The organism is Massilia sp. W12, assembly GCF_037300705.1.
Classification (GTDB): Bacteria; Pseudomonadota; Gammaproteobacteria; order Burkholderiales; family Burkholderiaceae_D; genus JACPVY01.
In genome coordinates this window covers 4993488-5016977 of record NZ_CP147776.1, presented here as the reverse complement: position 1 = coordinate 5016977, position 23490 = coordinate 4993488, and the positions used below count along the sequence as shown (strand labels likewise).

Here is a 23490-nt window from a genome sequence, read left to right as displayed (position 1 = left end):
TGCCACTTGTGTTTACATTCTTGTTTTTGGGCAAAACAGAATGGCACGGATGATGTTACGGGACGATCAGTGGGCAAGAATTGAAGCCTTGGTACCAGGAAAGGTTGGCGATAGAGGCAGAACAGGCGTGAATAATCGGCTGTTTGTGGAAGCTGTTTTATGGATAGCAAAGACAGGCAGCCCGTGGCGGGATTTGCCTGCTGAATTTGGCCCATGGAACAGCGTCTATGTGAGGTTTGCGCGTTGGTCGGATAAGCAGGTATGGCACAAAATCTTTGCCGTGCTACGCGAGGACGCGGACTTTGAGGAAGTTTTTCTTGATAGCACTATCGTGCGGGCGCATCAGCATGCAGCAGGAGCCGCAAAAAAAAGGGGCCGCAATCCATTGGCCGGTCTCGTGGGGGATTAACCACCAAGATTCATGCTTGCGTTGAGGGCTTGGGCAATTTGGTTCAGTTCATCCTGACAGGCGGAGAAGTTCACGATATAACCCAGGCAACCGCGTTACTCAATGACGTCGCGCCACAAGCGGTGCTGGCAGATAAAGCCTATGATGCCAACACACTGATTGATTGCATTGAGGGAAAAAATGCCAAGGTCGTGATTCCACCAAAGGCGAACCGGAAAGAACAGCGGGATTATGATCAGTTCCAATATCGAAACCGCAATCTCATTGAGCGCTTTTTCGCCAAAATTAAGCAATTTCGACGGATCGCTACCCGCTACGACAAACTGGATACCCGTTTCTCTTCGTTTGTAACCTTGGCGGCATCAATGATATGGTTGAAATAAATGTCAACACACCCTAATCGAATTCGCTGACGAGGGGCTGGACTTGGTGAATGCCAGCGTGAGCTATAGCTTGGCCGAGCAAATTGAAAATCTGACACTCACTGGTAGCACGGCGATTAATGGCACGGGCAATCGACTCAACAATGTGTTGTACGGCAATACCGCCGCCAATACCTTGTTTGGCGACGCTGGCAACGATGTGCTGGATGGCAAGGCGGGGGCGGATACTTTGCAGGGTGGCTTGGGAGATGACCGCTATTTTCTGGATAATCTGGCCGATCAAGTCACGGAGCTTGCCAGTGAAGGTTTGGATCGGGTGTATTCCAGTGTCAGCCACACTTTGACGGCGAATGTCGAAGCGCTCATGCTGGGCGGTACGGCGGCCATCAATGGTGTCGGTAACGCCCTGGATAATTTATTGCAAGGCAATAGCGGTATCAATACGCTGGACGGCGCTGCGGGGAATGATATCTTGCAGGCGGCGGCGGGTAACGATAGCTTGAGCGATTCGCTTGGCAATAATCTGCTTGACGGCGGTGCGGGAAATGATGTGTTGAGCGCTGGCGCTGGCAATGATTTCCTGATCGGTGGCCTTGGCAACGATACCATTCATACTGGTAGCGGGTCGGATGTGATTGCTTTTAACCGTGGCGACGGTGCGGATGTGGTCATGGCGAGCGCGGGAAAAGACAATACCCTGTCTTTGGGAAATGGCATCCAGTACGCCGATTTGTTGTTTCAGAAAAGTGCTAACGACTTGATCTTGGTGAGTGGGGCGAGCGATAAAATCACCTTCAAAGACTGGTATGCCAACCCTGCCAATCGCAGCGTAGCGAATCTGCAAGTCGTGCTGGAAGGAAGTGTGGATTATGACGCAGCCTCGGCCAGCGTGATCCGCAATCAGAAAATCGCGCAATTTGACTTTGATGGCTTGGTTGCGGCTTTCGATAGCGCGCGTAACGCCACACCCACCATCAGCAGTTGGCAACTCTCTAAGTCTTTGTTGGATTTCCATCTTGCCAGCAGTGATACCGCGGCACTGGGTGGTGATTTGGCCTATCAGCAAGCCTGCACTGGCAATTTGTCGCACATCTCGCTGTTGCCAAGTCAGGCAATTCTTGCGAGCGGGCAGTTTGGTACGGTAGCGCAAAACGTTCAGGCGGTATCGGCGTTGCAGGATAGTAGTCCGCGTTTGTTGTAAGCTAACGGCGAGGGGAGGTGGCTTGAATCAAACGCCATCTTTCCTCGGATGCATAAGGTCCCAGAAAACAAATCCACCAAGTGGTCGACCAAGATCAGACCCATGGCATGGTGCTTGATGAGGTCTTGTTGGCCGGGATCAAACTCCACTGCGTCGATTTCCCAGCTGTCGCGCACAGCTTTGTCAAACATGGTCTGCTCACCCCAGCCAAACGGGGCAGGGTGGGCGGCGGCCTGCAGGCGCGCCAAGTCGGTTTCTGTCAGCCCGGGGCCATCCAGCGGCACAGACCAGGCGCCCAGCTTGAGACGCAGGGCGGCGCTGTCCAGCACGCCCTCATGCGCAAACACCGCCTCGCCCGGTGCATCCGCCAAGCCAGCTTGCTGCAATTCCTGGAATAGATTTGTCATATGATTTGCGCAAGAAAAATGGGCGTGCGCGGCACGCGGCTTGCTGCAAATCATAGTGGATTTATCGCGCCGCAGGCAGTGGCAAACAGCCCGCCCGGCCTATTTCTTTGTCTGCGCCAGCGCCGCTGTCAGCGGTACAAAAGCTTCATACAAAGCCGCGTGTTGCGGATTGGCTTGCGCCAGCGCGGCGCGGTGTTTGTCCACGGTTTGCCAGTCGCCGCGCGCTATCGGGCCGGTGAGGGCGGCGGCTGGCCCCATGCGCAAAATATTGTCCAGCGTTTCCCGCACCAGGGGCGTGGCGACGCGCTCGGCTTGCTCGCGCGTCAAACCGGCTTTTTCCCAATTCTGATACGCGGTTTCCAATAAAGTGGACATGAAATTGCAGGCAATCGCCGAAGCGGCGTGATACAGCGCTTTGTGTGCGCCGTCGATCAACAGCACTTGTGCGCCGATGCGGCGCAAAGCATCCTGCAACTGGTTTTGCGCATGCGCATCGCCTTCCAGGCTGCAATATGTCCCCTCAAACTGGGCATACACCGTGGCGGTATCGGCAAAGCTGCGGATCGGGTGCACACTGGCGACGCGCACCCCGCTTGCCTGCAAAAAATCGAGCGCCTGCGCGGACAGTGCGCCGCTGCAATGAAAAACCGTGTCGCCGGCGCGCAATTTATGCGCTTGTTGCAAAGCATGGGCCTGGCTGATGATGGCGTCATCATTCACCCCCAACAGCCAGAATTTAGCGCTGCGCATATCCTGCAAGCGCTCCACCGCGCGCCCGCTGCCGACAAACAGCAAGGCGCGCGCGCTGCTTTCCTGGCTGCGGTTCAAGATGTCCTGCACCTGAAACACTTGATGCGCGGCAAACAGACGCGCCAGCACGCGCGCCACTTTGCCACAACCCAGCACATTCAATTTCGGCATGCTCATATTGCGTCTCCCGGCTTGGCCTTATGGCCCATGATGGGACAGGATATGCTCCACTTCGCGCATCATCAAGGCGGCTTCGCGCGCATCCTGGCGCAAACCCAGCCGCCCCTCGGCATGCGCCTGGGCCAGCATTTGCGCCGCCTGCGCCTGCTCTTTTTCGGCCGCCGCCTGATACAGACGCAAGGCTTGCTGCTCATCGCGCGCCACGCCCTGGCCGTCGTGATAGGCATTGCCGAGCAGGAACATGGCATCGGCATGTCCCAGTTTGACGGCCTGCGCCAGCCATTGCGCGCTGCGCGGCAAATTCACCGCGCCGCCGTAGCCGTTTTTATCCATCAGCGCCAGCAAATGCATGGCCCCGGCATGCCCGCCTTGCGCCGCTTGCGTCAGCCAGGCGCGCGCCTTGGCGTAATCGGCCCGGTGGTCAGCGCGCGCGCTGCCGTCAAAATGGGTGCGGCCCAGCATCCAGGCCGCCTCCACATCGCCTTGCGCGGCGGCGCGCTGCGCCCAGTACAACGCATCTTCACGTTGCTTGCGCCACAGCACTTGCGCCAAAGCGCGCTGGGCCTGGGCGTCGCCGCTCCAGGCATGCCAGCGCAAGCGCGGCGCGCTGTCTTCGCCTGCCATGCGCAGGCGCTCAATCTGCGCCGGGGTGGCGCGGCTGAGATGCCAGCCGCCCGCCGCCAGCGCCATGGCTGACAGCGCTGCCGCTGCCAGCCAGACACGCTTGCCCGCCATTACTTGGACAAGTCGATTTGATACACAGCCAGGTTCTTACCGCTGCCGTCATCGGCCCGCAGCACGGACAGATTGGTGATGCCGGCTTTTTGCGCCAGCGCCAATTTATCCTTGGCGGAACGGAACACCACCGGGCCGGCCAGATTCAGCTTGCTGAATTTCCAGCTGCGCGCCGCGCCATTGCTGTTCAAGCTCAGGTTTTTGCGCGCTTTGATGAAGTCGATCAAGACATCGCGGTTTGCATCCGGCGAAGCGTAAATGGTTTTGCTGCCATCCAGGCCGGGGAAATTGCCGCCGCCGCTGGCGCGGTAGTTATTGGTGGCGATGATGAATTCCTGGCTGGCTGACAGCGGCGCGCCTTTGTAAGTCAGGTTCTTGATGCGGTTGCCCACGTCTTGCGAGACATCAATCTCATACTGCAAATCGCTGTCGGTGAACATGTCAAAGTTATAGCCGGGGAAGCTGCTGATCAGGTTTTGCTCATCGGCTTTGGCCGGATCAATCTTGTTAAAGCGCTTGGCGGCGGTTTCCAGCCAGTTTTTGATATCCGTCCCATTCACTTTCACCGCATACAGGGTGTTCGGGTAGAGGTACAGATCGGCCGCATTATTGATCGCGACATTGCCGGCGGCCACATCGGTGTAATCATTGCCGCCCCCAAAGCCGCTCTTGAACGGGGCCGAGACCGACAGCACTGGCAGACTGGCGTATTGCGGCAAATTGGCTTTCACATACGCCGCCACATAGGCCGCTTGCGCCTGGTTGACGATTTGAATCGCCGACACATCGCCAACGTCGGCGAAATAGCTGCTCATATTGAAGTCAGTCGCGCCGATCGGCGTTTTGACATAGTTGATGGTGGCCTGGTGTTCCGCTTCCACCAGCGGTGCGATAGCCGGATCTGCCGCCACAAACGTGCCGTCAGCATTTTTGATGGAGCGCGCTTCGACCTTGGTCTTGTCTTTTTCCACCACCCAGTTTTTGCCGTCAAAGCGCAGATTGAATTTGATGAAGCCTAAGTGCTTGCCCCAGAAATTCGCCATCACCGTCGGCACCCCGTTCACCAGCCCCTTGGCCTTGTCCACGCCGGGCAGATTGAATTGCGGCAGGGTGGAAGCGGCGTCCGGGAACACCTGGTGCGAATGGCCGATCAACATGGCGTCAATGCCCGGCACTTGCGCCAGATGCCAGTTGCCGTTTTCCATACCCGGCGCATAGGTCGAGTTATCCAGACCGCCATGCGAAATCGCGATCACCAGATCAGCGCCCTTGGCGCGCATTTCCGGCACATATTTAGCCGCTAATTCTTTGATGCCGTCGGTGTACACCTTGCCTTCGAGCCAGCGCTTATCCCAGTTCAGGATGTGCGGCGGCGTGAAGCCGATCACGCCTACCTTCAGCGGCGCCTGAATGCTGCGCCCATCCGGCGCGGTGGCGCTGATGACGCGATCCAAAATCACATACGGCTGCATCAGCGGTTTTTTATCTTTATTGGAAATCACATTCGCCAGCACTTGCGGGAAATTCGGGCCGGCGCATTTCTTTTGCGCTTCCGGTGCGGGCATGCCATCGACATTGAATTTCTGCCCGGTGACTTGGGCCAGGAACGGCAGGCCATAGTTGAATTCATGATTGCCGATGCCGGCGGCGTCATAGCCCATGATATTCATGGCCTTGTACATGCCCAGCGTGCTTTCGCAGGCAATCGGGCTGATCAGGGCTTGATAATCGGCCAGCGCCGTGCCTTGAATCGTATCGCCGTTATCAAACAGCAGAGAGTTTTTGACTTCCGCGCGCGCCGCCTTGATCAGGGTGGCGGTGCGCTCAAAGCCGAACGACTTGTCTTCGGCCAGCTTGAAATAGTCATAGCTGCGCACATTGGTATGCAAATCAGTGGTTTCCAGCACGCCCAATTCAGCAGTCGCGCCGGTTGGGATCAGCGGCACTTGATTGCTGGACGAGCCGCAGCCGGCAAGCAGCAGGGCGAAGGCGAGAGGGCTTAAGGCGAAAACGCGCTTTGAAACTGACATAAAAAAACCTCGGGGATGAAGAAAGCGTGACATTATCAGGAGTGGGTGTTACCGGCGCATGAATCTATCCGGGGGAGGCGGAATTCTGCACAAGCTATATGCTTTTTGCAAGCATTTGACGCCAAACTGGAGGGATTTTGCTAAAACATGCAAACAACAGGGCAAGCGCGCATAATCGTTTCATCCCCGTTATTCAGGAGTGCGCCATGAGCATCAGTCCCGCCGAATTGCAGGAATTAATTCAGGAAGTCGAAGCCGAAGACCCGATAGACTTTGCTGACCTGCCATACGATGAACATGAGCTGCGCGATCTGGTGGCCAACCATTTATGCGAGATGGCGGAGCGCATGGAAGCCTTCAGCGAAGAGGAACGCCAGCTTTGCCTGCTGGCGGTGGCGGCCAAGCTGGTGCTGGAAAACATGGTCTTGCATCTGCGCCTCTTGCGCGACCATCCGCAAACCGATTCCCATTTAACGCAAGAACTGCTGGCGCGCCTGCGCCGGGGCAAAGATTGATTTTTTATAAGCCGCAGTTTTTTCCGATCGCGCCGGCATAAAGTGTCGGCGCGATCAAGCGGCGCAGTCCCGCAGCGGATTTTGATAATGTGCAAAATTCTGCGCCATACGCCTGTATTCTCCTATGTATGATATGCAGGATTCGGTATTTTGATGCAGCGCAGCCAGGGCCGCGGAAGGATGCAGAGATGAATAGCGTGATGCAAGCATGCATAGACTTGGAATAAATTACCTTTTCAGCAATAAAATTATCAAAACGTGATTCTTTTCCATTCTATGCAAGCTTTTAATATCGCTTTATGATGCGGTTCACCACCCGCTCAGGCGTATGCGCGTGAATGCGTCTGACTTGTTTGAATATAAATCACCGAGGAGTTTCCTGATGTCCGCCAAGTTTTCTGTGCGCCTTGCGCAAGAAGCTGATTTACCGGCAATTGCGCCGTTGTTTGACGCCTATCGCCAGTTTTATCGCCAAAGCCCGGATGTAGCCGGCGCGCAAGCTTTTTTGCAGCAAAGAATGCAGCTGGCGCAATCGCAGATTTTGTTGGCGCAAGCTGAAGATGGCCGCCTGGCCGGCTTCACACAGCTGTACCCGGTGTTTTCATCCGTTTCGATGCGCCCGGCCTGGATTTTGAACGATTTATACGTCCACCCGGAATTCCGCCAGCAAGGCGTGGCCAGCGCCTTATTGCAAGCAGCCATCGCCCATGGGCGCAGCAGCGGGGCCGCCTGGATCAGCTTGCAAACTGCGCATGACAATGCAGCGGCGCAAGCACTGTACCGGCAACATGGTTTTACCCAGGAGGAAAAGTATTTGAGTTTTAACTACGCACTATAAAAGCCGAACATGCGCACAACTGCAATCCATATCGGCGCTCAGGACTTGCTGGCGAATTAGTCTCCTCAGTGCTTGGGCTGGATTTGGGTGGGTTTGCGCCACCAAGCCCCATCAATTTATCGTGGCAAAAGCTTGCTTATCGCCGTCCCACCTTCGCTAATTTCACTGCAACGATTTTGAAGATTCCTTACTTATTTCTCGCAGCCCATGGCATAGCCGGCCTGGCAAGCGCTATTTTGCCGGTTCTTATTGCATTGATGGTCACTCAGTCACTGTCCTTGCAGGCGCTGGCGAGCTGCATGGTGATCAGCGCTGGCGTGCGCTTGCTCCTGACGCCTTTGTTAGCCCCTATCGTCGATCAAAGCAACCCGCTGCGGCTCTTGTTCTTTTGCAATCTCGCTTTCGCCGCTCTGTCACTTGGCGCGGCCTGGTTTGTCGGCGAAAGCGCCATGGGCATCACGCACTGGGGCGCTTATTTCATCATAAGCGCCATGATTCAAGCCTTTGAAGGCAGTGCGTATCCCAAAATTTCTGTGCAGTTGGTTGAACATAAGCGGTTAGAAGAGTTCACAGGCTGGGAATACGCAGTGTTGTATTCCGCCCGGCTCGGCGGGCCTGTGATCGCTGGTTTGTGCCTGCTGGCCTGGTCGCCGCAGCAGAGCTTGCTGCTCACCCTGTTACTGCCCCCGTTTTTATGCTTGCCGCTGTATGCGCTGCTCTTGTTGCGTTTGGGTGAACGCTTCAAGCGCAAGCCGGAAAGCGGGCCGGCAAAGCAAGACCGGATGTCAGAAAAAGTGCGCGCATGGGGACGCGATGTGATGGGCGGCTTCCGCTTACGCTGGGCGGTGCGCACGGAACGATATTTGTCTATCCAGATTTTTTTGGAGTTGCTGCTGATTATTCCAAGCTTTGGCATCTTGTTGCCCAGTGTCTTGCAGGAGCGGCGCTGGAGCAATAGTTGGCTGGCATGGTTGGAGGCAGGCAGCGGCGCCGGGCTGGTGCTGGGCAGTGTGCTGGCGCCTAAGCTGATGCGCTATTGCGGCCAATGGCGGGTCAGCCTCACAGCGGCATTTTTACTCGCACTGGCGGTGGCGTGCTGTGCGTTGTTTATCGTACAAAATCTGCCATTGGCTTTGGTGTTTGCTCTATTTTGTGCAAATTTCATGCTGGCGCTCAGGATACAGGGCGGCGCTGCACAACGGCGTGTCGCTGTGCCGGATCGCATGCGCGCCCAATTCGCTGGCGCGCACATCACATTGAACGCATTGGCGGCGCAAATTGGCATTTCTGTCGCTGCGCTGTGGGTCGCGCATTTCGCCATTGCGACATGGTTTTGGTTTTGCGCAAGCGCCCTGTTTCTGCTCGCCTGCAGCATGATTTTCATACCCGGATATCGTCATTTAGTGCAGATGGAAGTCGCACAGGCAGCCGGATTTTATGAGCGTCAATACCCATCCGTGTTTGCAGCCGGAAAAGATGAATGAGCAATCAAGCGGGGCGTGTTTGCAATCGTTACTGCACGCCGCAGGAATCAGTCCGGCCCATTCCCATCCAGCCATGGGTCCAGACACAACAAGCGCTTGGCCGCGATCTGCGCCTCATTCGGATAGGCGTAAGCATTATTGATATAGCGCACCCCGTCGCGCAACTCGCAGCGGTTGAGATGGCTGTGGCCATACACATGCAGGCGGCTGCCGAGTTGGCGGATCTGGGCGTCCAGCGCACTGCTGCCTAACACCGGCAAGATAAAGCGGCGTTGCGGCGGCACGGCGGCGGGGAATAAATCCAGGCGCGGCATGAAATGCGAAAAACTGATCACAGACGGCGCTTCGCTGTGCAAATGCGGCAGATTTTGCGCATGAAAATACTGCGTCAGCGCCGCCGGCTGCGTCAATTCATGCGGCCAGCGGCAAGCCACGAAATCGGCCCAGGCTTGCATCAAGCGCTCTGATGGCTGGCCAAACGACCAGTCATACCAGGACAACAGCGGCACGATTTGCAAACCTGCCATGCGCCAGGGGCGGGTGGAGACGCCGCACTCCTCGGCCAGCAAGCGCAATCTGGCCCATTTTTGCAGCGAATCGCCTTCTTCCTTGCTGCGCACCAGCCATAGATCATGGTTGCCGGGCACAAACAAAACCTGATGAAAACGGCGCGCCAATTCGCGCAAGGCTTCTTCCATCAAATGCGGCAAGTCCGACACATCGCCGCCCAACAACAGCACATCATCGGTGTAATCCCAGCGTGACAGGTTTAATAACCAGCGCCGGTTTTCATCGTAATCGGTGTGGATGTCGGACACCGCAAAAATGCGGCGGGGAAAAGCTTGATTCATACCGCCTCCGGCCAGTCCGCCGCATGCGTCCAGGCCGACGGGCAGCGCAGCAAGGACAGCGTTTGCGGCGCGCTCGAAACCCCCGGCACACTGGCGAAGGCGCGCAGCGCCGGCATGCCGCCGACCATGCACAGCGCCAGTAAAAAGCCATCCGTGCCGCCGTCTGCGCGCACATCGCGCCACAGCCAGCTGCGCCAGTCTTGCGGCGCCTCGACCAAGTCTTGCCAAAAGCACAGTTGCACTGCGCGGCCGGGGCCGTAGTCGAGGCCGAATTTTTCCAGCGGCAAGCCAAGCCCTGTCCCTTCGGCTTTGATGAAAGCTTCTTTTTGCGTCCAATAATGGAAAAAACGTTCGCCCTGTTGCGCCGGCGGCAAAGCTTGCAGCGCTTGCACTTCGAGCGGTGAAAAATAATTGTTGATGATTTCCAAGGGGGCCGGACGTTGCAGATAGTTTTCTGTATCCACCCCGAAGCGCAGATGGCGCGCCAAGCCCAGCAACACCATGCCTTGCGTGTGACTGAGATTGAAATCCAGCCCTTGCAGCGCGGGCGGCAAATCGTTCAATAAATAGGGACGGCCTTTGGCTTCTTTGCCAAAACGCCATGCCGCCGGCGCAATCTGCGCATGCGGCGCGGCGTAGGCGGACAGCGTGGCGCGCAGCAGGCCGCGCGTAAGCGTGAATTGATGGCGGTCGCGCTCAAAATAAAATCGGTCAGCGCGCGCGCGCTCCTCATCATTCATCCATGAGCGCCACAGCGCCAGCAATTCCGGCGTGCAATCCGCATCGCGCGCGCACCAGAGGTGTAATTCATGTTCGGGCAGGTTCATGGGGAAGTACTTTGCATGGTTGCAGAATTCAGGCGCGCAATAATCTGCGCCTCAGCACAGATTATTGCGCGCCGGCCATCGACGATCAAATGAATAATACGTTTGCTTTGCAATACGCAAGTGGATTGCGCGCAGCACTAAGCCGGCCTCCGACAACGTTTCCGGCGCAGATGCACATCAGCGGCAAGGAAAAAATCAGCAACAAGCCATCCGCGCTTGCCATGGCGGTGTGCGGTTCATTCAAAATACCAAACCAGCTTGCGGTAAGCCCATGGCCCTGGCGTTTTATAAATCGCGATCAACACCAGATTTTTTTCGGCCTCTCGCAATTTGATTTGTGTGGCAGCGCCTAAGCGTTTTGCAGGCTTGCCATCCAATGCCGCTGCCAGGGTTGTCTGATATACGCCGATCAGTTTTGCTTGCGGCAAATCCACTTGCAAGCGTAAAACGTGCGGCGGCGCCGGCCAGGGTGTGAAGCGCAGATTGTTTTGCAGGGGGTGTGCGGTATTGTCCTCATACGGCGACTGACATTGCGCGGTTTTCGCAGTGAACTGATTACAGCGCAGCAAACGCTGGGGTTTGCGCGCCACGCTGCCCATATGCAGACGGATCAGGGCAGTTTCCTGGTCGTCCAATAATTGTTCAATCCGCGCGACTTCACATGGCTGGGCGTTTTCATTGGCTGCGTAAAATTGCTGCAAAGCCTGGATGCTTTGCGCAGACGACAGGGATGGCAACTGTTGTTGCAAGGTTTTGAATGCCGGCTGATACGCACATTGCGCCTGCGCCTGCGCTAACGGGGGGGCGCAGGACAATCCCAGGCTGGCCAACGCCAGACAAATGGATAAAAATTTTCGCATCAGGTCACCACTAATTTGCCAACAGCCTGGTCATCATGCCGGCATAAAAGAATCGTGTTCACCAATGTGTCCCAATTGATGCAAGGCGCTGGTTTTTCAGGCAAGGGCAGTCCCAATAAGCCTGGCGCAGTTTGTGCCCCCTGAACCAAGTCTTCAAAGCCGGCAGGCGGCTTTTCCTTCTTCTTGGGGTCATAGATGAATTGTCTCACCGTTACGCAGCCATCAGAAATGATGCCGGCGTGTAAAAAACGGGAACCGGTGGTCTCGATGCCAATTCTGAACCACAAATTATGATAGGTGCACCAGTGGTTGTAGGCGGCGCGGGTTTGTGCAGAAGGATAGGCAGGTATGGCCAGCAGGTATGTGCCAGCGGAAACTGGCGTGTAACCGGAATGGCCGCCGCCTGAAAACGCATTGAACGGGCCGGCGCCGCCGACATGCAAGCTTTGGCTCTTACGATCAAACTTCAGAAGAATGCCGCTCTGGTGTTTGATTTTGTCGGTCAGATACGAGCCGCCCGGGGGCATGGACACACTGGCTTTTTTACCTTTGTACACGCCTTCAAGGATTTTGAAATACTCACGCCCAGCCTTGATTTCAAGCCGTTCCAATTTCAGTCCATAAGGAACAGAGATAATTTCATTGCTTTCCAGCTTAACTCTCAGCCAATAATCCGGTGTTTTTGCGATGTAACAAATAGCCATTGAAAGACCTTTCGTAAGACGCTTTGACAAAGCCCATTGTCTGCATGTTTCAAGGTGCTTTGTGTTGAATTGGAGTGGACGGGGGGAAATGGAACTGTCCAGGATGCTTCATGTCAGGCAGCTTGGTAATAATAATTTATTGCAGCATTTAAGGCAATATTTACTTGTAAGCAGTGAAGCGTATCGACTCAGCCTTTGATCCGCACTCCGCCACTCCCGAATTTTTTCAGCTGGAATCGAGTTTTGTGCAAAATCGGCGCCATCTATACTCCCCGTCAAAAATTTTCATCAAACGTCAGCGCCAGATTGGCCTGATGCTTGACTGTTTTGCGATCAAGGCCGCGCAAGCTGTGTGACAGTCTTTATCGCCGTAATGATGAAGGCGGGGTTGAAAAGTGAAGGTGAAACGAACCCAACTTGCAATTTGCGAACATGTTAATTTCCATAAGGCAAAACATTTGCAATCACGCAACATTTCGTGACGTATTTCCTGTCGCCCCCATGGCTTTGGGTTAGCATGAGCCGGCTTTTATTGACGGATCTTGTACCGTCACCCCGGTTTTGCGCGTGCCCCATCCCCCGGCTGGCAGTATCGGAAGTTCTTGCGCTTGCATGCGCAAAGCTGGCTTGGCGTTGGCGCCACATGCTTATCCCCAGTTCTCCAACGCTCAGAAGGAGTCAGCTATGCCAGTTTCAGTCAGTTACCCCGGTGTATATATTGAAGAAGTGCCCAGTGGCGTCAGAACCATTGCCGGGGTTGCGACCTCGATCACCGCTTTTATCGGGCGCGCAGCGCGCGGGCCGGTGGATCAGGCGGTGACGCTGGACAATTTTGGCGAATTCGAGCGCACTTTCGGCAAGCTGCATGCCGATTATCCGATGGCGTATGCAGTGCGCGACTTCTTTCTGAATGGCGGCGGCACAGCAGTGATTGTGCGCCTGTTCAAAGACAAGGCCAGCGCACTGGGACAGCTCAAAGTCACTAACCTCACCTTGCAGCCGGCCAATCCCGGCACATGGGGCGCCGCATTGCGCGTGCGGCTGGATGGCGATATTCCCAAAGACAGCGGCAAACGTTTTGGCCTGGCGGATGAGGATTTATTCAATCTGACCGTGAATCTGAATGGCGCGCTGGAAGTATTCCGCAATCTGAGCGTGAAAGAAGGGCCGCGCCGGGTGGATCGCGTGCTGGCGGCGGAATCGCAATGGCTGCGCGTGGATGTGTCCGGCGATTATGCGCAAAGCCCCAGCCTGAAAACCGGGGTGCGCCCGAGTTTGCATGATCCGGTGACAGATCCAAGCAAGCTGTGGAGCGATGATAAGCTTTCCACCGGCGTGTCGGATGCCGCCAAACTGAAAGACAGCGATGCGCTGGACGTGGCGACCTGGAAAGGCAGTGAAACGGACGGCACTGGCGTCTATGCGCTGAAACAAACCGATCTCTTCAATTTACTCTGCATGCCGCCCGATACGCGCGACGGCGAGACGCCGAAAGCGGTGTTGGATGAAGCGCTGGCGTATTGCACACGGCGGCGCGCGATGCTGATCATTGATCCGCCCAAAGCCTGGAACAGCGTCGCCAAAGTTTCCACCGACGATGTGCCGCAAGGCGATGCGGCGCGCAATGCAGCTGTCTTCTTCCCGCGCTTGCTGGCGCCAGACCCGGCGCGCAATGGCCAGCTTGACAGCTTTGTCCCCTGTGGCGCGATTGCCGGGGTGTTTGCGCGCACCGACGCCACGCGCGGCGTGTGGAAAGCGCCCGCCGGCCTGGACGCCAGCTTGCAGGGCAGCGCCGGCTTGAGCGTGGTGTTGAGCGACCCGGAAAACGGGCGCTTGAATCAAATCGGCGTGAATTGCCTGCGCAGCTTCCCGAATGCGGGACGGGTGGTGTGGGGCGCGCGCACCTTGCGCGGGGCGGATCAATTGGCCGACGAATACAAATACATCCCGGTGCGCCGGCTTGCTTTGTATATCGAAGAAAGCCTGTATCGCGGTTCCCAGTGGGCGGTGTTTGAGCCGAATGATGAGCCATTATGGGGACAGTTACGCATGAGCCTGGGAGCGTTTATGCACAATCTGTTCCGCCAGGGCGCATTCCAGGGCGCTTCCGCGCGCGAAGCCTATTTCGTCAAATGCGACAAGGAAACCACCACCCAAAACGATATCAATCTCGGCATTGTGAATGTGGTGGTCGGTTTTGCGCCATTGAAACCGGCTGAATTCGTGGTCATCAAACTCCAGCAAATCGCTGGCCAGCTCGCAGTGTGAGGAGGACATCGCCATGGCGCAATTTACCGTCAACACCCAACGTTTTGACCCGTACAAAAATTTCAAATTCCGCGTCTTTTTTGAGGGCAACACCACCCCGGTGGCGGGGATTTCCAAAGTCTCCAGCTTAAAGCGCAGCACTGAAGTGGTGAAACACCGCGAAGGCGGCGACCCCAGCAGCAGCCGCAAATCGCCCGGGCGCACCGAATACGAAGCCGTGACGCTGGAGCGCGGCGTGACACACGACAAAGAATTCGAGCAATGGGCGAATAAGGTGTGGAATTTCGGCAGCGGGGCCGGGGCCGAAGTCTCGCTCAAAGACTTCCGCAAAAACATCCTGATCGAGCTGTACAACGAAGCCGGCCAATTGGCGCTGCGCTACCGCCTGTTCCGCTGCTGGGTATCGGAATTCCAGGCCCTGCCGGATCTGGATGCGAATGGCAATGCGGTGGCGATTCAGCATATCAAGCTGGAAAACGAGGGCTGGGAGCGCGACCCGGATGTGGCCGAGCCGTCCGAGCCGACTTTCACGGAACCGGCGTAAAGCCTGGACTGAGGTATGCAGCTGGATGCGCACAGCCTGTTGCAACTGTGGGAAGACGGCGCCGCGCTGGATCTGAGCATGCGCAAATTATTGTTGCTGCAAAGCGCCTGGCCGCTGCCTGCGCCGCTGGAATGGGCGCGCCAGACTTGCGGCAGGGTTGATTGGCATTTGTTGTATTTGCGCTGTCAATGGTTTGGGGCCGGCTTTGACGCCGTGACCGCCTGTCCGGCCTGCGAGGAACAGTTGGAAAGCAGTTTTTCCGCTGAACAGATTTGCCCGCCCGGCTGGCAGCTGGCGCAATTGGCGCAGGGCGCGCAAGTCATGCCGCATGATGTCATGTTGCAAGGTCAGTGGCAGGGACAGGAATGGCGCATGCGCGCGCCGCAAGCGGCGGATCTGCCGGCGGCGACGGGCCTGGATGGCGTGGCTTTGCTGCAAGCCTGCCTGCCGCCTGAACTGGCGCATCTGGCGCAGCAGGCGGATTGGCGCGCAGCGGCGCAAGAGGCTTTGCTGGAAGCGGACCCGCTGGCGGAAATCAGCATAGGCTTGCACTGTCCCGCCTGCGGCCATGCCTGGCAACGGGAATTGGAAATCGGGGCCTGGCTGTGGCAAGACTTGACGCGCTGGGCGCATGCCCTGCTGCAACAAGTGCACCAATTAGCGCTGGCCTATGGCTGGAGCGAACACAGTATTTTGGCCTTATCGGCGCGACGGCGCGCCCTGTATCTGCAAATGCTGGGCTGCTAGCCTGGCCGGCGTGAATGGGATGGGTATGGATGATCTGTTTGCCAGAATGAGCGCGCGCGCGCAACAGCGCCTCCCTGTGCTGGAGCGGCGGCAGGCCGGATTATTTGAGCCGGATAGCGCGCCGCACATGGAGCCGGAAGCGCCGCAGGCAGCGCCGCCAGTGCGCCCGCCCGCCGTGGCGTCGCCAGCGCCGCCGCCGCTCTCGCCGCTTCACAGCGCAGCGCCTTCTGTGTCCCCAATGAATATGCATATTCCGGCGCCGCGTGCGCCTGCCGCAGCGGGGCCGGCCGTAGCGCCCGCCGCCCGGCCTGGCGCCGCCAGCGCGCCACCACATGCGGCGGCGCCGCAGCCCATCGCTGTGGCGCCGGCGGCAAACCCGGCTGCGCCAGTCAGCCGCCTGCCGGCGCAAGCCCCGGCCCAGCCGCAGGCGCCGCTTATGTTGCAGCAATTGCCGGCCAGCGTCGCCGCCCCGCCGCTGAAGCCCCCGCCCGATACGCCGCAATTTGCGCCGCCAGCCCAGGCGCCGCAGCGCGCCGTGGCCACACACACCCTGCGCGAATCGCACACCATCCACACGCGTGAAATCCTGAGGCCGGCAGCGCCGCCTGCGCCGTTACGCGCGCCGGCCACGCCGTCCGCCGCCCGCGCGCTGCAGCGTTTGGCCAACAGCGCGCCGCCGCCAGTCGATGCGCCTGTCGCGCCGCCGCCGGTGCAGATCTCGATTGGCCGCCTGGAAGTGCGCGCCGTCGCCAGTCCGGCCCCCGCCGCGCCGCGCGCCAAGCCGGCGCAGGAAGACACATTGCAAGCCTATTTGCGCAGCAGAAACGGAGGCCGCGCATGAGCAGCGCCCTGGCGATTGCCGCCGTTTCTGCGGCATTGAAAGACTTACTCAATGACGGCTTGTTGAATCACGATCTGTCCAAGGTCGGCAATTTCAGCGTCAGCGCCTTGCCGCCCGACCGGATTGTGACCACGCCCAGCGAGCCGAATCAATTGAATCTGTTCATGCACCACCTCAGCCCGAATCAGGGGTGGCGCAACGCCGGTTTGCCGGCGCGCGATGAGCAGGGGCGGCGTCTGGCCAATCCGCCGCTGGCGCTGGATTTGCACTATATGTTGACGGCCTGGGGCAGCGAAGATTTGCACGCTGAGATTTTGCTCGGTTATGCAATGCAAATCTTGCACCGCAATCCGGTCTTGACGCGCGCTCAGTTGCGCACATCGCTGGGCGGCGTTCCACCCTTGAGCGGAGCGCTATTGCCGCCCGGCATGCAGGCGCTGGCCGCCGCTGATCTGGCCGAGCAGGTGGAATTGATCAAAATCACGCCCAGCTTTCCCAGCACGGAAGAACTGTCCAAATTCTGGACCGCCATGCAAACCAAGATGCGTCCCAGCATGGCTTATTCGGTGTCGGTGGTGTTATTGCAAGACAATCTGCCGACCCGCCAGGCCTTGCCGGTATTGGCGCGCGGGCCGCAGGATCAGGGTTTCAGCGCGCGCGCCGCCTGGCCGCAATTGCATGGGGTGCGGGTGGAAGGGAATCCGCGCGCGCCCGCCATGCGCCTGGGCGATACGCTGGCTTTGCAAGGCGCGCATCTGAATTTGTGCAGCGATATCGAATTGCTGCACCCGGCCAGCGGCATGCAGCGCATTTTGACGCCGCAAACCAGTCCATCCGGCGCCTTGTTGGCGCAGCTGCCTGAGGCCGGCGCGCCGAAAGCATTGAGCGAATGGGCGATCGGCATATGGGAAATCGCCTTGCGCGCGCAGCTCGATTCCGGCCATACCCTGTCCAGCCAGCGTTTGCAATTTGCCCTGGCCCCGCGCATCAAGCTGGCCGCCAACAATTTCGCCAGCGCGAATTTCAATTTGAATATCGAATGTAGTCCGCGCCTCTTGCCGGAACAGGAAAAGAATCTGGAGCTGCTGTTCGGCAATTTCAGCCTGCGCCCGGCCAAGGTCAGCACGCCGAATGATGTGAATAAGCCGAGCACACTGAAGTTTGAAATGAAAAAAATCCCGCCGGGGCAATATGTGGTGCGCTTGCGCGTGGATGGGGTGGACAGTCTGCCGGTGCAGCTGGGCGGAAATCCGCCGCAGCTCGCTTTTGATCCGCAACAAACGGTGAGTGTGAAATGATCGCCGCCAGCGACAGCGCATGGCAGGAAGCGAATGCGCGCTATCTCGGCGCCAGTCTGGCCTGGCTGCGTCTGGCCATGTCCGGCTTGCAGGGACAGGAAGTGGATCTGGCGGCAGCGCTGGCGGCGCGTCAGCAGGCGGCGCAAGAGGCGCAGGACTGCGGCGCTCCCGCCGCGCTGGAATGGCTGGCGCAGTTATGCGGGCTGTCCGGTTTTGAACGCGATGTGATTTTGCTGGCCGCCGCGCCGGAATTGGATCCTGCTTTCGCCGCCGCCTGCGCCGCCTGGCATGGTCAGGCGCAGTCGATCTGGCCGAATTTTGCGCTCGCGCTGCGCCTGTTGCCGCAGCCGGCCTGGGATGCGCTGACGCCGCGCCGCCCGCTGCGCCATCTGCAATTGCTGCACTTGCCGCAAGTGGCGCAAGCCGGCTTGACCGCCGCCGCCTTGCGCGTGGATGAGCGGATCTTGCATTTGCTGAAAGGCTGGCAGGAAATTGACCACCGCTTGCTGGAATCGGGCGAAATCCTGGCCCCGCCGGCGCTCGATCTGCCCGCGCAGCAAGCCGCGCAATTGCAAGACATCTTGCAACAAGTGCAGCAAGAAGCCAGCCAAGGCAAGCTGCCGCTGCTGCAAATCAGCGGGGCTGACGCCGATAGCCGCGCCTTGCTGGCGCAACATGTGGCGCATGCATTGGGACGGCAGTGCCTGCGTTTGCCGGCAGCCGCTTTGAATGAGGCGGCGACAGCGGCGCAGCTGGCGCGCTTGTGTCTGCGCGAAAGTCTGCTCTGGCCGCTCTTGCTGTATATCGAAGACGGGGCGCAGGCCGAGCGCGCAGCGCTGCGCAGTTTTGTGCGGCAAGAGCCGGGTTTGATTTTGCTCGGACTGGACAAAGCGCTGGCGGAATTGGGCGGATTGTCCCTGGTCTGCGAGCGTCCCAGCCGCGCCGCGCAATACGCGCAATGGCGCCAGGCACTGCCGCCGGATGCGCAAGCCCTGGCGCAGCAGATGAGCTGTCACTTTGATTTGCACAGCGGAGAATTGGCGCGCGCCGCGCACAGCGTGGCCGGTCTGCCGCCTGAGCAATATGGGCCGGCCTTGTGGCGTCACTGCCGCGATTTGTGCCGCCCGCGCCTGGAAGGGCTGGCCCAGTGGCTGGAGGCGAAAGCCGCTTGGGATGATTTGATTTTGCCGGAAGAGCAAATGCAGATGCTGCGCCAGATCGTGGCGCAGGCGCGCGCGCGCCATCTGGTGTATCAGGAATGGGGTTTTGCCGCGCGTATGAATCGCGGCATGGGGATTTCCGCCCTGTTCGCCGGCGATAGCGGCACCGGCAAAACCATGGCGGCGGAAGTCCTGGCGCGCGCGCTGGATTTGCATCTGTACCGCATTGATCTGTCCCAGGTGGTGAGCAAATACATAGGCGAAACCGAGAAAAATCTGGGCCGTCTGTTTGATGCAGCCGAGAGCGGCGGCGCGCTGCTGTTTTTTGATGAAGCCGACGCCCTGTTTGGCCGCCGCAGCGAAGTCAAAGACAGCCATGACCGCTATGCGAATATCGAAATCAATTACCTGTTGCAGCGCATTGAAGCCTTTTCCGGGGTCGCGCTGCTGGCCACCAATATGAAACAGGCGCTGGATCAGGCGTTTATGCGGCGCTTGCGCTTTGTGCTGCATTTTCCCTGGCCCGGCCCGCGCGAGCGCGCCCGCATCTGGCAGGGCGCTTTGCCGCCCGCACTGCCGCGCGCGCGGCTTGATTTTGAACGTCTGGCGCGCCTGAATTTGAGCGGCGGCAATATTCACAGCATTGTGCTGAACGCCGCATTTTGCGCCGCCGACGCCAGCGCCCCGCTGGATATGCAAATGCTGCTCAACAGCGCGCGCGCCGAATTGCGCAAACTGGATAAACCCATTGTCGAAGCGGAGTTCCGATCATGAGCACAGTGCAGGCGCATACCCGTCCCCGCCGCCAGCAGGAAGCAGCCGGGGCCCCGCTGACGCTGCATATTGAGCGCCTGGTGTTGCACGGCTTGCCGCCGCAACAAAATGCGGCGCAGTTTGCCGCCGCGCTGCAGCAGGCGCTGCAACACGCCTTGCAGCAAGCATCGCCGGCTGCCGGGCTGCAGTGGCAGGCGCGGCATCTGGCCGCGCTGCCGCCGGCCCCGGCGGCGGGCGGCGCAGCGCTGGCGCAGCAAGTCGCGCACAGCGTCACGCAACAGCTGACGCGCCATTGCGCCGCCCCGGTCTGCGACGGGGGGATGGCATGAGCAGCTTCAGCCGTTCGCCCCGCGTGCTGCGCGCCGCGCTGGCGCTGATGGAGCCGCTGAGCGGCCGCGTGCAGCAAATCATTCCGATGCAATACAACCCGGACAGCCTGAGCCGCACGCTGCAAGCCAAGGGCGTGCAGGCTGATAGCGGCGAGCATGTCGAAGCCTTGCGCCTGAAAGGGCCGCCGGTGGAAACCATCCGTTTGGAAGCGGAGCTGGACGCCAGCGAAGGGCTGGCGAATGGCGACGGGCAAACCGTGGCGCTCGGTCTGCATCCGCAACTGGCGGCGCTGGAAGCCTTGTTGCACCCATCCAGCAGCGCTTTGCTGGCGAATCAGGCGCTGGCGGCGCTCGGCAGTATTGAGATTTTGCCGATGCAAGGCGCTTTGCCGCTGTTCATTTTCGGGCCGCAGCGGATTGTGCCGGTGCGCATCCAGGAATTTTCCATCACCGAAGAGGCCTTTGATCCGGCCTTAAACCCGATCCGCGCCAGGGTGGCGCTCAGCTTGCGCGTGTTGTCGGTGGATGATCTGGGCTTTATGCAGCGCGGCGGGCATTTATTCATCAGTTACTTGCAAAACAAAGAAGCGCTGGCGCGCAAACTGACAGGCGGCAGTCTGCAGGCGCTCGGCCTGACTGGAATCTAGGGAGGAAGCGGAATGAACCCATTTGCTGCGCTCAACAGCCGCTACGCGCAATGCGCTGTGCAGGAAGGGACGGATGCGCACGGGCGGCCAGTGCGTTGGCTGGCGCGCCGCTTCTTGCCCGATCCGGCCAGCATGCACACCTTGCAAATCCACAGCGTGCAGCAGGGCGAGCGTGTCGATCAGATCGCCGCGCAAGCGCTGGGCGACAGCCTGGCCTGGTGGCGCATCATGGACGCCAATGGCCTGCAGCAGGTGCAGCAGGCGGCTGCGCCGGGCCTGCGTTTGCGTCTGACCCTGGGGCCGGGCGTGCCGGGGCCGGGAGGGGCGCAATAAATGCTGCAAGGTGTGCATCTGACGTTGCTGATCGGGCCGCAAGCGCCGCTGCCGGCCCCGCCATTGCTGATGGAGGCTTTGAGCGGAGTGCGCGTGACGCAGGGCGGCAGCGAAGGCGCGTTTGAACTCAGTTTCGCGCTCGGCAAGCAATCGCCGATTTTGCAGCAGCTCTTGCCGGCCGGCTTTTTTGATCCGATTGTGACGCGCGTGATTCTGATGGTGACGCTGCAGGGCGCGCCGCAGGTCTTGATTGATGGCGTGATCACCCGTCATCAATTGCAAGCCGGCGAACAGGGCTTGAGCACGCTGACCTTGACCGGCAGCGATTTGAGCGTGTTAATGGATGTGGTCGAGGTGCGGCGCGTGTTTCAAAGCACGCCGCATATTGCGCAGGCGGCGCAGATTCTGGCCAATTACGCCGCATTCGGCATTGTTCCGCTCTTGATTCCGCCGCTGCTGGATCAGCCTTTAAGCCCGAGCCAGGGGCGGGAAATTCAGTACGGCACAGATCTGGATTGGCTGCGCAGTCTGGCGCGTCGCCATGCCTATGTGTTTTATCTGGAGCCGGGGCCGCTGCCGGGCAGCAGCCGCGCGTATTTCGGCCCGCCTTTGCAAGATCCGTCCCCGCAACCGGCTTTGAGCGTGAATATGGATGCGCACAGCAATGTTGAAAGCCTGTCCGCCAGCTATGACGGCTTGAGCAAAAAAATCCTGGTGTTTGGCGTGCTCGATCCGGCCACCGGCACGATTCCATTGCCGCTGCCTTTGCCGAATTTGAATATATACCGTCCGCCGCTGGGGGCGTGCCTGACGCCGCCGGCCAAGGTCGAATTTTCACCATCGTATAACCGCTCGCGCCAGATCCCGAATTTGCTTGACCATATTTTGGGGACGCTGGCGCAATCCAGCCAGGCCCTGCGCTTGAGCGGTTCGCTGCATGTTTCGCGCTATGGCGGCTTGCTGCGCGCGCGCCGCCTGGTCGGGGTGCGCGGCTTGGGGCTGGCGCATGATGGCTTGTATTACGTGGACAGCGTGACACACGACATCAAGCCCGGCGAATATAAACAGAGTTTTGAATTGAGCCGCGACGGCCTCATTTCGCTTACCCCAACGGTGCCGATATGAACGACATGAACAGCGTATCCGGGCCACGTTTTTATGGCAAATATCGTGGCACGGTGGTCAACAATCTCGACCCGGAACAGCGCGCGCGCCTGACTTGTCTGGTGCCGGATGTGCTGGGCCTGGTTCCCAGCTCGTGGGCCGAGGCGTGTGCGCCGCTGGCCGGGCCGAGCGGAACCGGCATGGGGGCGTATTTCGTGCCGCCGGTCGGGGCCAAGGTATGGGTTGAGTTCGAGCAGGGCGATCCGAATTACCCGGTGTGGACAGGCTGCCGCTTTGAGCAGGGCGAAATACCGCCTTTGGCGCGCGCCGGCGTGCCGGCGGCGCCCAGCATTGTGTTGCAAACCGCCGGCCAGAATGTGCTGGCGATCAGCGACGCGCCCGGCCCGGCGGGCGGGCTGATGTTGAAAAGCGCCACCGGCGTGTCCCTGATTGTGAACGACACCGGAATTTATCTGCAAAACGGCAAGGGCGCGAGCATCAATCTGGTCGGCCCGAATGTGGATGTGAACAACGGCGCGCTGAGCGTGATTTAAGGAGAATCAGATGCCTGGATTGATCTTGCACGCCGGCGCGGTGATCATCTGCCCGCATGGCGCGCCGGCGCAGTTGACGCCATCGCAAAGCCGGGTCTTGTTAAGCGGCCAGCCGGCGGCGCTGGCGTCTGACCAGTTTGTGATCGCCGGCTGTCCCTTCACCTTGCCGACGCCGGTTCCCAAGCCTTCGCCCTGCATCAGCGCGCGCTGGCTGCAAGTTTCCAGCCGCGTCATGTGCCAGGGCCAGCCCTTGATGTTGGCCCCGGGGCCGTCTCTGACGCAAAGCCCGGAACAAATGCCGCAAGGCGCTCTGCTGGTGAATCAGCAGCAAACCAGAGTCACAGGGAGTTGATGATGCGCGATCTGGCTTTTCCCTTCCAATTGCAAGCCGGGCGCACGGCGCGCGCCGACTGGGCCGCGCATGTGCGGCAGATGCTGGAACAATTGATTTTCACCAATCAGGGCGAGCGTTTGCACCGTCCCGATTTTGGCAGCGGCGTGTTGCAACTTTTATTTGCGCCGAACAGCCCGGAGCTGGCCGCCACCCTGCAATTCAGTTTGCAGGCGGCGATTACGCGCTGGCTGGGCGATGTGCTGCAAGTGCAGAGCTTGCAAGTGCATAACGAAGAAAGCGAATTGCGCATCAGCATCAGCTATCTGCTGCTGCGCGATGGCAGCCTGGAAACGGCGGAATTCCGCCATCCCAAATAAGCAGGC

At 59.1% G+C, this 23490-nt stretch carries 26 protein-coding genes; 18 read left to right on the top strand and 8 right to left on the bottom strand.

The window, feature by feature from the left end; translation table 11 throughout:
- Window positions 1-40: 40 nt before the first annotated feature.
- Both V8J88_RS20395 and V8J88_RS20390 read left to right on the top strand, forming a co-directional pair.
- Window positions 41-792, top strand: a protein-coding gene (locus V8J88_RS20395) for an IS5 family transposase (RefSeq protein ID WP_338846097.1) whose coding sequence is annotated in 2 segments (ribosomal slippage) — window positions 41-371 and window positions 371-792 — 753 coding nt in all. Because the reading frame shifts where the segments join, the coding sequence is not laid out codon by codon here.
- A 46-nt stretch (window positions 793-838) separates the two neighbouring features.
- Window positions 839-1993 carry a hypothetical protein gene (locus V8J88_RS20390; RefSeq protein ID WP_338849942.1) on the top strand — a complete coding sequence of 385 codons (1155 nt, stop codon included), beginning with the start codon at window positions 839-841 and terminating at the stop codon, window positions 1991-1993.
- Here the strand turns inward: V8J88_RS20390 and V8J88_RS20385 are convergent.
- From V8J88_RS20385 to V8J88_RS20370, 4 genes are all read right to left on the bottom strand, one after another.
- Window positions 1948-2400, bottom strand: coding sequence for a hypothetical protein (locus V8J88_RS20385; protein WP_338846096.1), 453 nt, complete (start codon window positions 2398-2400; stop codon window positions 1948-1950). The two genes, V8J88_RS20390 and V8J88_RS20385, sit on opposite strands and share 46 nt — an antisense overlap.
- 99 nt (window positions 2401-2499) lie before the next feature.
- Entirely contained in the window at window positions 2500-3327 is an 828-nt protein-coding gene (locus tag V8J88_RS20380) for a DUF2520 domain-containing protein (protein WP_338846095.1), read from the bottom strand.
- 21 nt (window positions 3328-3348) lie between these two features.
- On the bottom strand, window positions 3349-4065 hold the full coding sequence (locus tag V8J88_RS20375; protein WP_338846094.1) for a tetratricopeptide repeat protein: 717 nt from the start codon (window positions 4063-4065) through the stop codon (window positions 3349-3351).
- Complete coding sequence (locus V8J88_RS20370) at window positions 4065-6095, bottom strand: bifunctional 2',3'-cyclic-nucleotide 2'-phosphodiesterase/3'-nucleotidase (RefSeq protein ID WP_338846093.1); 2031 nt, start codon at window positions 6093-6095, stop codon at window positions 4065-4067. The genes V8J88_RS20375 and V8J88_RS20370 overlap by 1 nt, the downstream gene beginning before the upstream one ends.
- A 206-nt stretch (window positions 6096-6301) precedes the next feature.
- Here V8J88_RS20370 and V8J88_RS20365 point away from each other — a divergent pair, with 206 nt between their 5' ends.
- The 3 genes from V8J88_RS20365 to V8J88_RS20355 all read left to right on the top strand — a co-directional run bounded on the left by V8J88_RS20365 (window position 6302) and on the right by V8J88_RS20355 (window position 8932).
- Complete coding sequence (locus tag V8J88_RS20365) at window positions 6302-6610, top strand: hypothetical protein (RefSeq protein WP_338846092.1); 309 nt, start codon at window positions 6302-6304, stop codon at window positions 6608-6610.
- 382 nt (window positions 6611-6992) lie between these two features.
- Window positions 6993-7448, top strand: coding sequence for a GNAT family N-acetyltransferase (locus V8J88_RS20360; protein ID WP_338846091.1), 456 nt, complete (start codon window positions 6993-6995; stop codon window positions 7446-7448).
- A gap of 68 nt (window positions 7449-7516) precedes the next feature.
- Entirely contained in the window at window positions 7517-8932 is a 1416-nt protein-coding gene (locus V8J88_RS20355) for an MFS transporter (RefSeq protein WP_338846090.1), read from the top strand.
- Window positions 8933-8979: 47 nt separating this feature from the next.
- Here V8J88_RS20355 and V8J88_RS20350 read toward each other — a convergent pair whose 3' ends face one another.
- The 4 genes from V8J88_RS20350 to V8J88_RS20335 form a co-directional block, all read right to left on the bottom strand.
- The gene (locus V8J88_RS20350) at window positions 8980-9783 is read right to left on the bottom strand and encodes a metallophosphoesterase family protein (RefSeq protein ID WP_338846089.1); all 804 of its coding nucleotides are present in this window, start codon (window positions 9781-9783) and stop codon (window positions 8980-8982) included.
- Window positions 9780-10610: a 4'-phosphopantetheinyl transferase superfamily protein gene (locus tag V8J88_RS20345; RefSeq protein WP_338846088.1), complete on the bottom strand. Its 831-nt coding sequence runs from the start codon at window positions 10608-10610 to the stop codon at window positions 9780-9782. The genes V8J88_RS20350 and V8J88_RS20345 overlap by 4 nt, the downstream gene beginning before the upstream one ends.
- Window positions 10611-10846: 236 nt before the next feature.
- Complete coding sequence (locus tag V8J88_RS20340; protein WP_338846087.1) at window positions 10847-11470, bottom strand: hypothetical protein; 624 nt, start codon at window positions 11468-11470, stop codon at window positions 10847-10849.
- On the bottom strand, window positions 11470-12174 hold the full coding sequence (locus V8J88_RS20335; protein ID WP_338846086.1) for a hypothetical protein: 705 nt from the start codon (window positions 12172-12174) through the stop codon (window positions 11470-11472). Before V8J88_RS20335 ends, V8J88_RS20340 begins: the two co-directional genes overlap by 1 nt.
- Before the next feature lie 684 nt (window positions 12175-12858).
- Here V8J88_RS20335 and V8J88_RS20330 point away from each other — a divergent pair.
- The 13 genes from V8J88_RS20330 to V8J88_RS20270 are packed head-to-tail and all read left to right on the top strand — an operon-like array spanning window position 12859 to window position 23484.
- Window positions 12859-14442 (top strand): phage tail sheath C-terminal domain-containing protein, encoded by a 1584-nt coding sequence (locus V8J88_RS20330; protein ID WP_338846085.1) that lies wholly within the window; start codon window positions 12859-12861, stop codon window positions 14440-14442.
- 13 nt (window positions 14443-14455) lie between these two features.
- On the top strand, window positions 14456-14986 hold the full coding sequence (locus V8J88_RS20325) for a phage tail protein (RefSeq protein ID WP_338846084.1): 531 nt from the start codon (window positions 14456-14458) through the stop codon (window positions 14984-14986).
- Window positions 14987-15001: 15 nt separating this feature from the next.
- Window positions 15002-15733, top strand: coding sequence for a hypothetical protein (locus V8J88_RS20320; protein ID WP_338846083.1), 732 nt, complete (start codon window positions 15002-15004; stop codon window positions 15731-15733).
- A 25-nt stretch (window positions 15734-15758) separates the two neighbouring features.
- Window positions 15759-16574, top strand: coding sequence for a hypothetical protein (locus V8J88_RS20315; RefSeq protein WP_338846081.1), 816 nt, complete (start codon window positions 15759-15761; stop codon window positions 16572-16574).
- Window positions 16571-17872, top strand: a complete 1302-nt coding sequence (locus V8J88_RS20310; protein WP_338846080.1) for a DUF4255 domain-containing protein — start codon at window positions 16571-16573, stop codon at window positions 17870-17872. Before V8J88_RS20315 ends, V8J88_RS20310 begins: the two co-directional genes overlap by 4 nt.
- Complete coding sequence (locus tag V8J88_RS20305) at window positions 17869-19806, top strand: ATP-binding protein (RefSeq protein WP_338846079.1); 1938 nt, start codon at window positions 17869-17871, stop codon at window positions 19804-19806. The genes V8J88_RS20310 and V8J88_RS20305 overlap by 4 nt, the downstream gene beginning before the upstream one ends.
- Window positions 19803-20135 (top strand): hypothetical protein, encoded by a 333-nt coding sequence (locus tag V8J88_RS20300; protein ID WP_338846078.1) that lies wholly within the window; start codon window positions 19803-19805, stop codon window positions 20133-20135. The genes V8J88_RS20305 and V8J88_RS20300 overlap by 4 nt, the downstream gene beginning before the upstream one ends.
- Window positions 20132-20782, top strand: coding sequence for a hypothetical protein (locus V8J88_RS20295; RefSeq protein WP_338846076.1), 651 nt, complete (start codon window positions 20132-20134; stop codon window positions 20780-20782). The genes V8J88_RS20300 and V8J88_RS20295 overlap by 4 nt, the downstream gene beginning before the upstream one ends.
- A gap of 12 nt (window positions 20783-20794) precedes the next feature.
- Window positions 20795-21115 carry a LysM domain-containing protein gene (locus V8J88_RS20290; RefSeq protein ID WP_338846075.1) on the top strand — a complete coding sequence of 107 codons (321 nt, stop codon included), beginning with the start codon at window positions 20795-20797 and terminating at the stop codon, window positions 21113-21115.
- On the top strand, window positions 21116-22240 hold the full coding sequence (locus V8J88_RS20285) for a hypothetical protein (RefSeq protein WP_338846074.1): 1125 nt from the start codon (window positions 21116-21118) through the stop codon (window positions 22238-22240).
- Window positions 22237-22773 carry a phage baseplate assembly protein V gene (locus tag V8J88_RS20280; protein ID WP_338846073.1) on the top strand — a complete coding sequence of 179 codons (537 nt, stop codon included), beginning with the start codon at window positions 22237-22239 and terminating at the stop codon, window positions 22771-22773. Before V8J88_RS20285 ends, V8J88_RS20280 begins: the two co-directional genes overlap by 4 nt.
- A gap of 10 nt (window positions 22774-22783) precedes the next feature.
- A complete protein-coding gene (locus V8J88_RS20275) occupies window positions 22784-23125 on the top strand; it encodes a hypothetical protein (protein ID WP_338846072.1) in 342 nt (113 codons plus the stop codon).
- On the top strand, window positions 23125-23484 hold the full coding sequence (locus tag V8J88_RS20270; protein WP_338846071.1) for a GPW/gp25 family protein: 360 nt from the start codon (window positions 23125-23127) through the stop codon (window positions 23482-23484). The genes V8J88_RS20275 and V8J88_RS20270 overlap by 1 nt, the downstream gene beginning before the upstream one ends.
- Window positions 23485-23490 lie beyond the last annotated feature (6 nt).

Excerpts from the sequence above, each read along its gene's own strand:
- V8J88_RS20300 (WP_338846078.1), top strand. The coding sequence starts at position 19,803 with ATGAGCACAGTGCAGGCGCATACCCGTCCCCGCCGCCAGCAGGAAGCA.
- V8J88_RS20305 (WP_338846079.1), top strand. The coding sequence starts at position 17,869 with ATGATCGCCGCCAGCGACAGCGCATGGCAGGAAGCGAATGCGCGCTAT.
- V8J88_RS20275 (WP_338846072.1), top strand. The coding sequence starts at position 22,784 with ATGCCTGGATTGATCTTGCACGCCGGCGCGGTGATCATCTGCCCGCAT.
- V8J88_RS20340 (WP_338846087.1), bottom strand. The coding sequence starts at position 11,470 with ATGCGAAAATTTTTATCCATTTGTCTGGCGTTGGCCAGCCTGGGATTG.
- V8J88_RS20350 (WP_338846089.1), bottom strand. The coding sequence starts at position 9,783 with ATGAATCAAGCTTTTCCCCGCCGCATTTTTGCGGTGTCCGACATCCAC.
- V8J88_RS20375 (WP_338846094.1), bottom strand. The coding sequence starts at position 4,065 with ATGGCGGGCAAGCGTGTCTGGCTGGCAGCGGCAGCGCTGTCAGCCATG.
- V8J88_RS20285 (WP_338846074.1), top strand. The coding sequence starts at position 21,116 with ATGCTGCAAGGTGTGCATCTGACGTTGCTGATCGGGCCGCAAGCGCCG.
- V8J88_RS20280 (WP_338846073.1), top strand. The coding sequence starts at position 22,237 with ATGAACGACATGAACAGCGTATCCGGGCCACGTTTTTATGGCAAATAT.
- V8J88_RS20310 (WP_338846080.1), top strand. The coding sequence starts at position 16,571 with ATGAGCAGCGCCCTGGCGATTGCCGCCGTTTCTGCGGCATTGAAAGAC.
- V8J88_RS20270 (WP_338846071.1), top strand. The coding sequence starts at position 23,125 with ATGATGCGCGATCTGGCTTTTCCCTTCCAATTGCAAGCCGGGCGCACG.
- V8J88_RS20370 (WP_338846093.1), bottom strand. The coding sequence starts at position 6,095 with ATGTCAGTTTCAAAGCGCGTTTTCGCCTTAAGCCCTCTCGCCTTCGCC.
- V8J88_RS20295 (WP_338846076.1), top strand. The coding sequence starts at position 20,132 with ATGAGCAGCTTCAGCCGTTCGCCCCGCGTGCTGCGCGCCGCGCTGGCG.
- V8J88_RS20365 (WP_338846092.1), top strand. The coding sequence starts at position 6,302 with ATGAGCATCAGTCCCGCCGAATTGCAGGAATTAATTCAGGAAGTCGAA.
- V8J88_RS20315 (WP_338846081.1), top strand. The coding sequence starts at position 15,759 with ATGGATGATCTGTTTGCCAGAATGAGCGCGCGCGCGCAACAGCGCCTC.
- V8J88_RS20325 (WP_338846084.1), top strand. The coding sequence starts at position 14,456 with ATGGCGCAATTTACCGTCAACACCCAACGTTTTGACCCGTACAAAAAT.
- V8J88_RS20345 (WP_338846088.1), bottom strand. The coding sequence starts at position 10,610 with ATGAACCTGCCCGAACATGAATTACACCTCTGGTGCGCGCGCGATGCG.
- V8J88_RS20360 (WP_338846091.1), top strand. The coding sequence starts at position 6,993 with ATGTCCGCCAAGTTTTCTGTGCGCCTTGCGCAAGAAGCTGATTTACCG.
- V8J88_RS20290 (WP_338846075.1), top strand. The coding sequence starts at position 20,795 with ATGAACCCATTTGCTGCGCTCAACAGCCGCTACGCGCAATGCGCTGTG.
- V8J88_RS20385 (WP_338846096.1), bottom strand. The coding sequence starts at position 2,400 with ATGACAAATCTATTCCAGGAATTGCAGCAAGCTGGCTTGGCGGATGCA.
- V8J88_RS20335 (WP_338846086.1), bottom strand. The coding sequence starts at position 12,174 with ATGGCTATTTGTTACATCGCAAAAACACCGGATTATTGGCTGAGAGTT.
- V8J88_RS20380 (WP_338846095.1), bottom strand. The coding sequence starts at position 3,327 with ATGAGCATGCCGAAATTGAATGTGCTGGGTTGTGGCAAAGTGGCGCGC.
- V8J88_RS20320 (WP_338846083.1), top strand. The coding sequence starts at position 15,002 with ATGCAGCTGGATGCGCACAGCCTGTTGCAACTGTGGGAAGACGGCGCC.
- V8J88_RS20330 (WP_338846085.1), top strand. The coding sequence starts at position 12,859 with ATGCCAGTTTCAGTCAGTTACCCCGGTGTATATATTGAAGAAGTGCCC.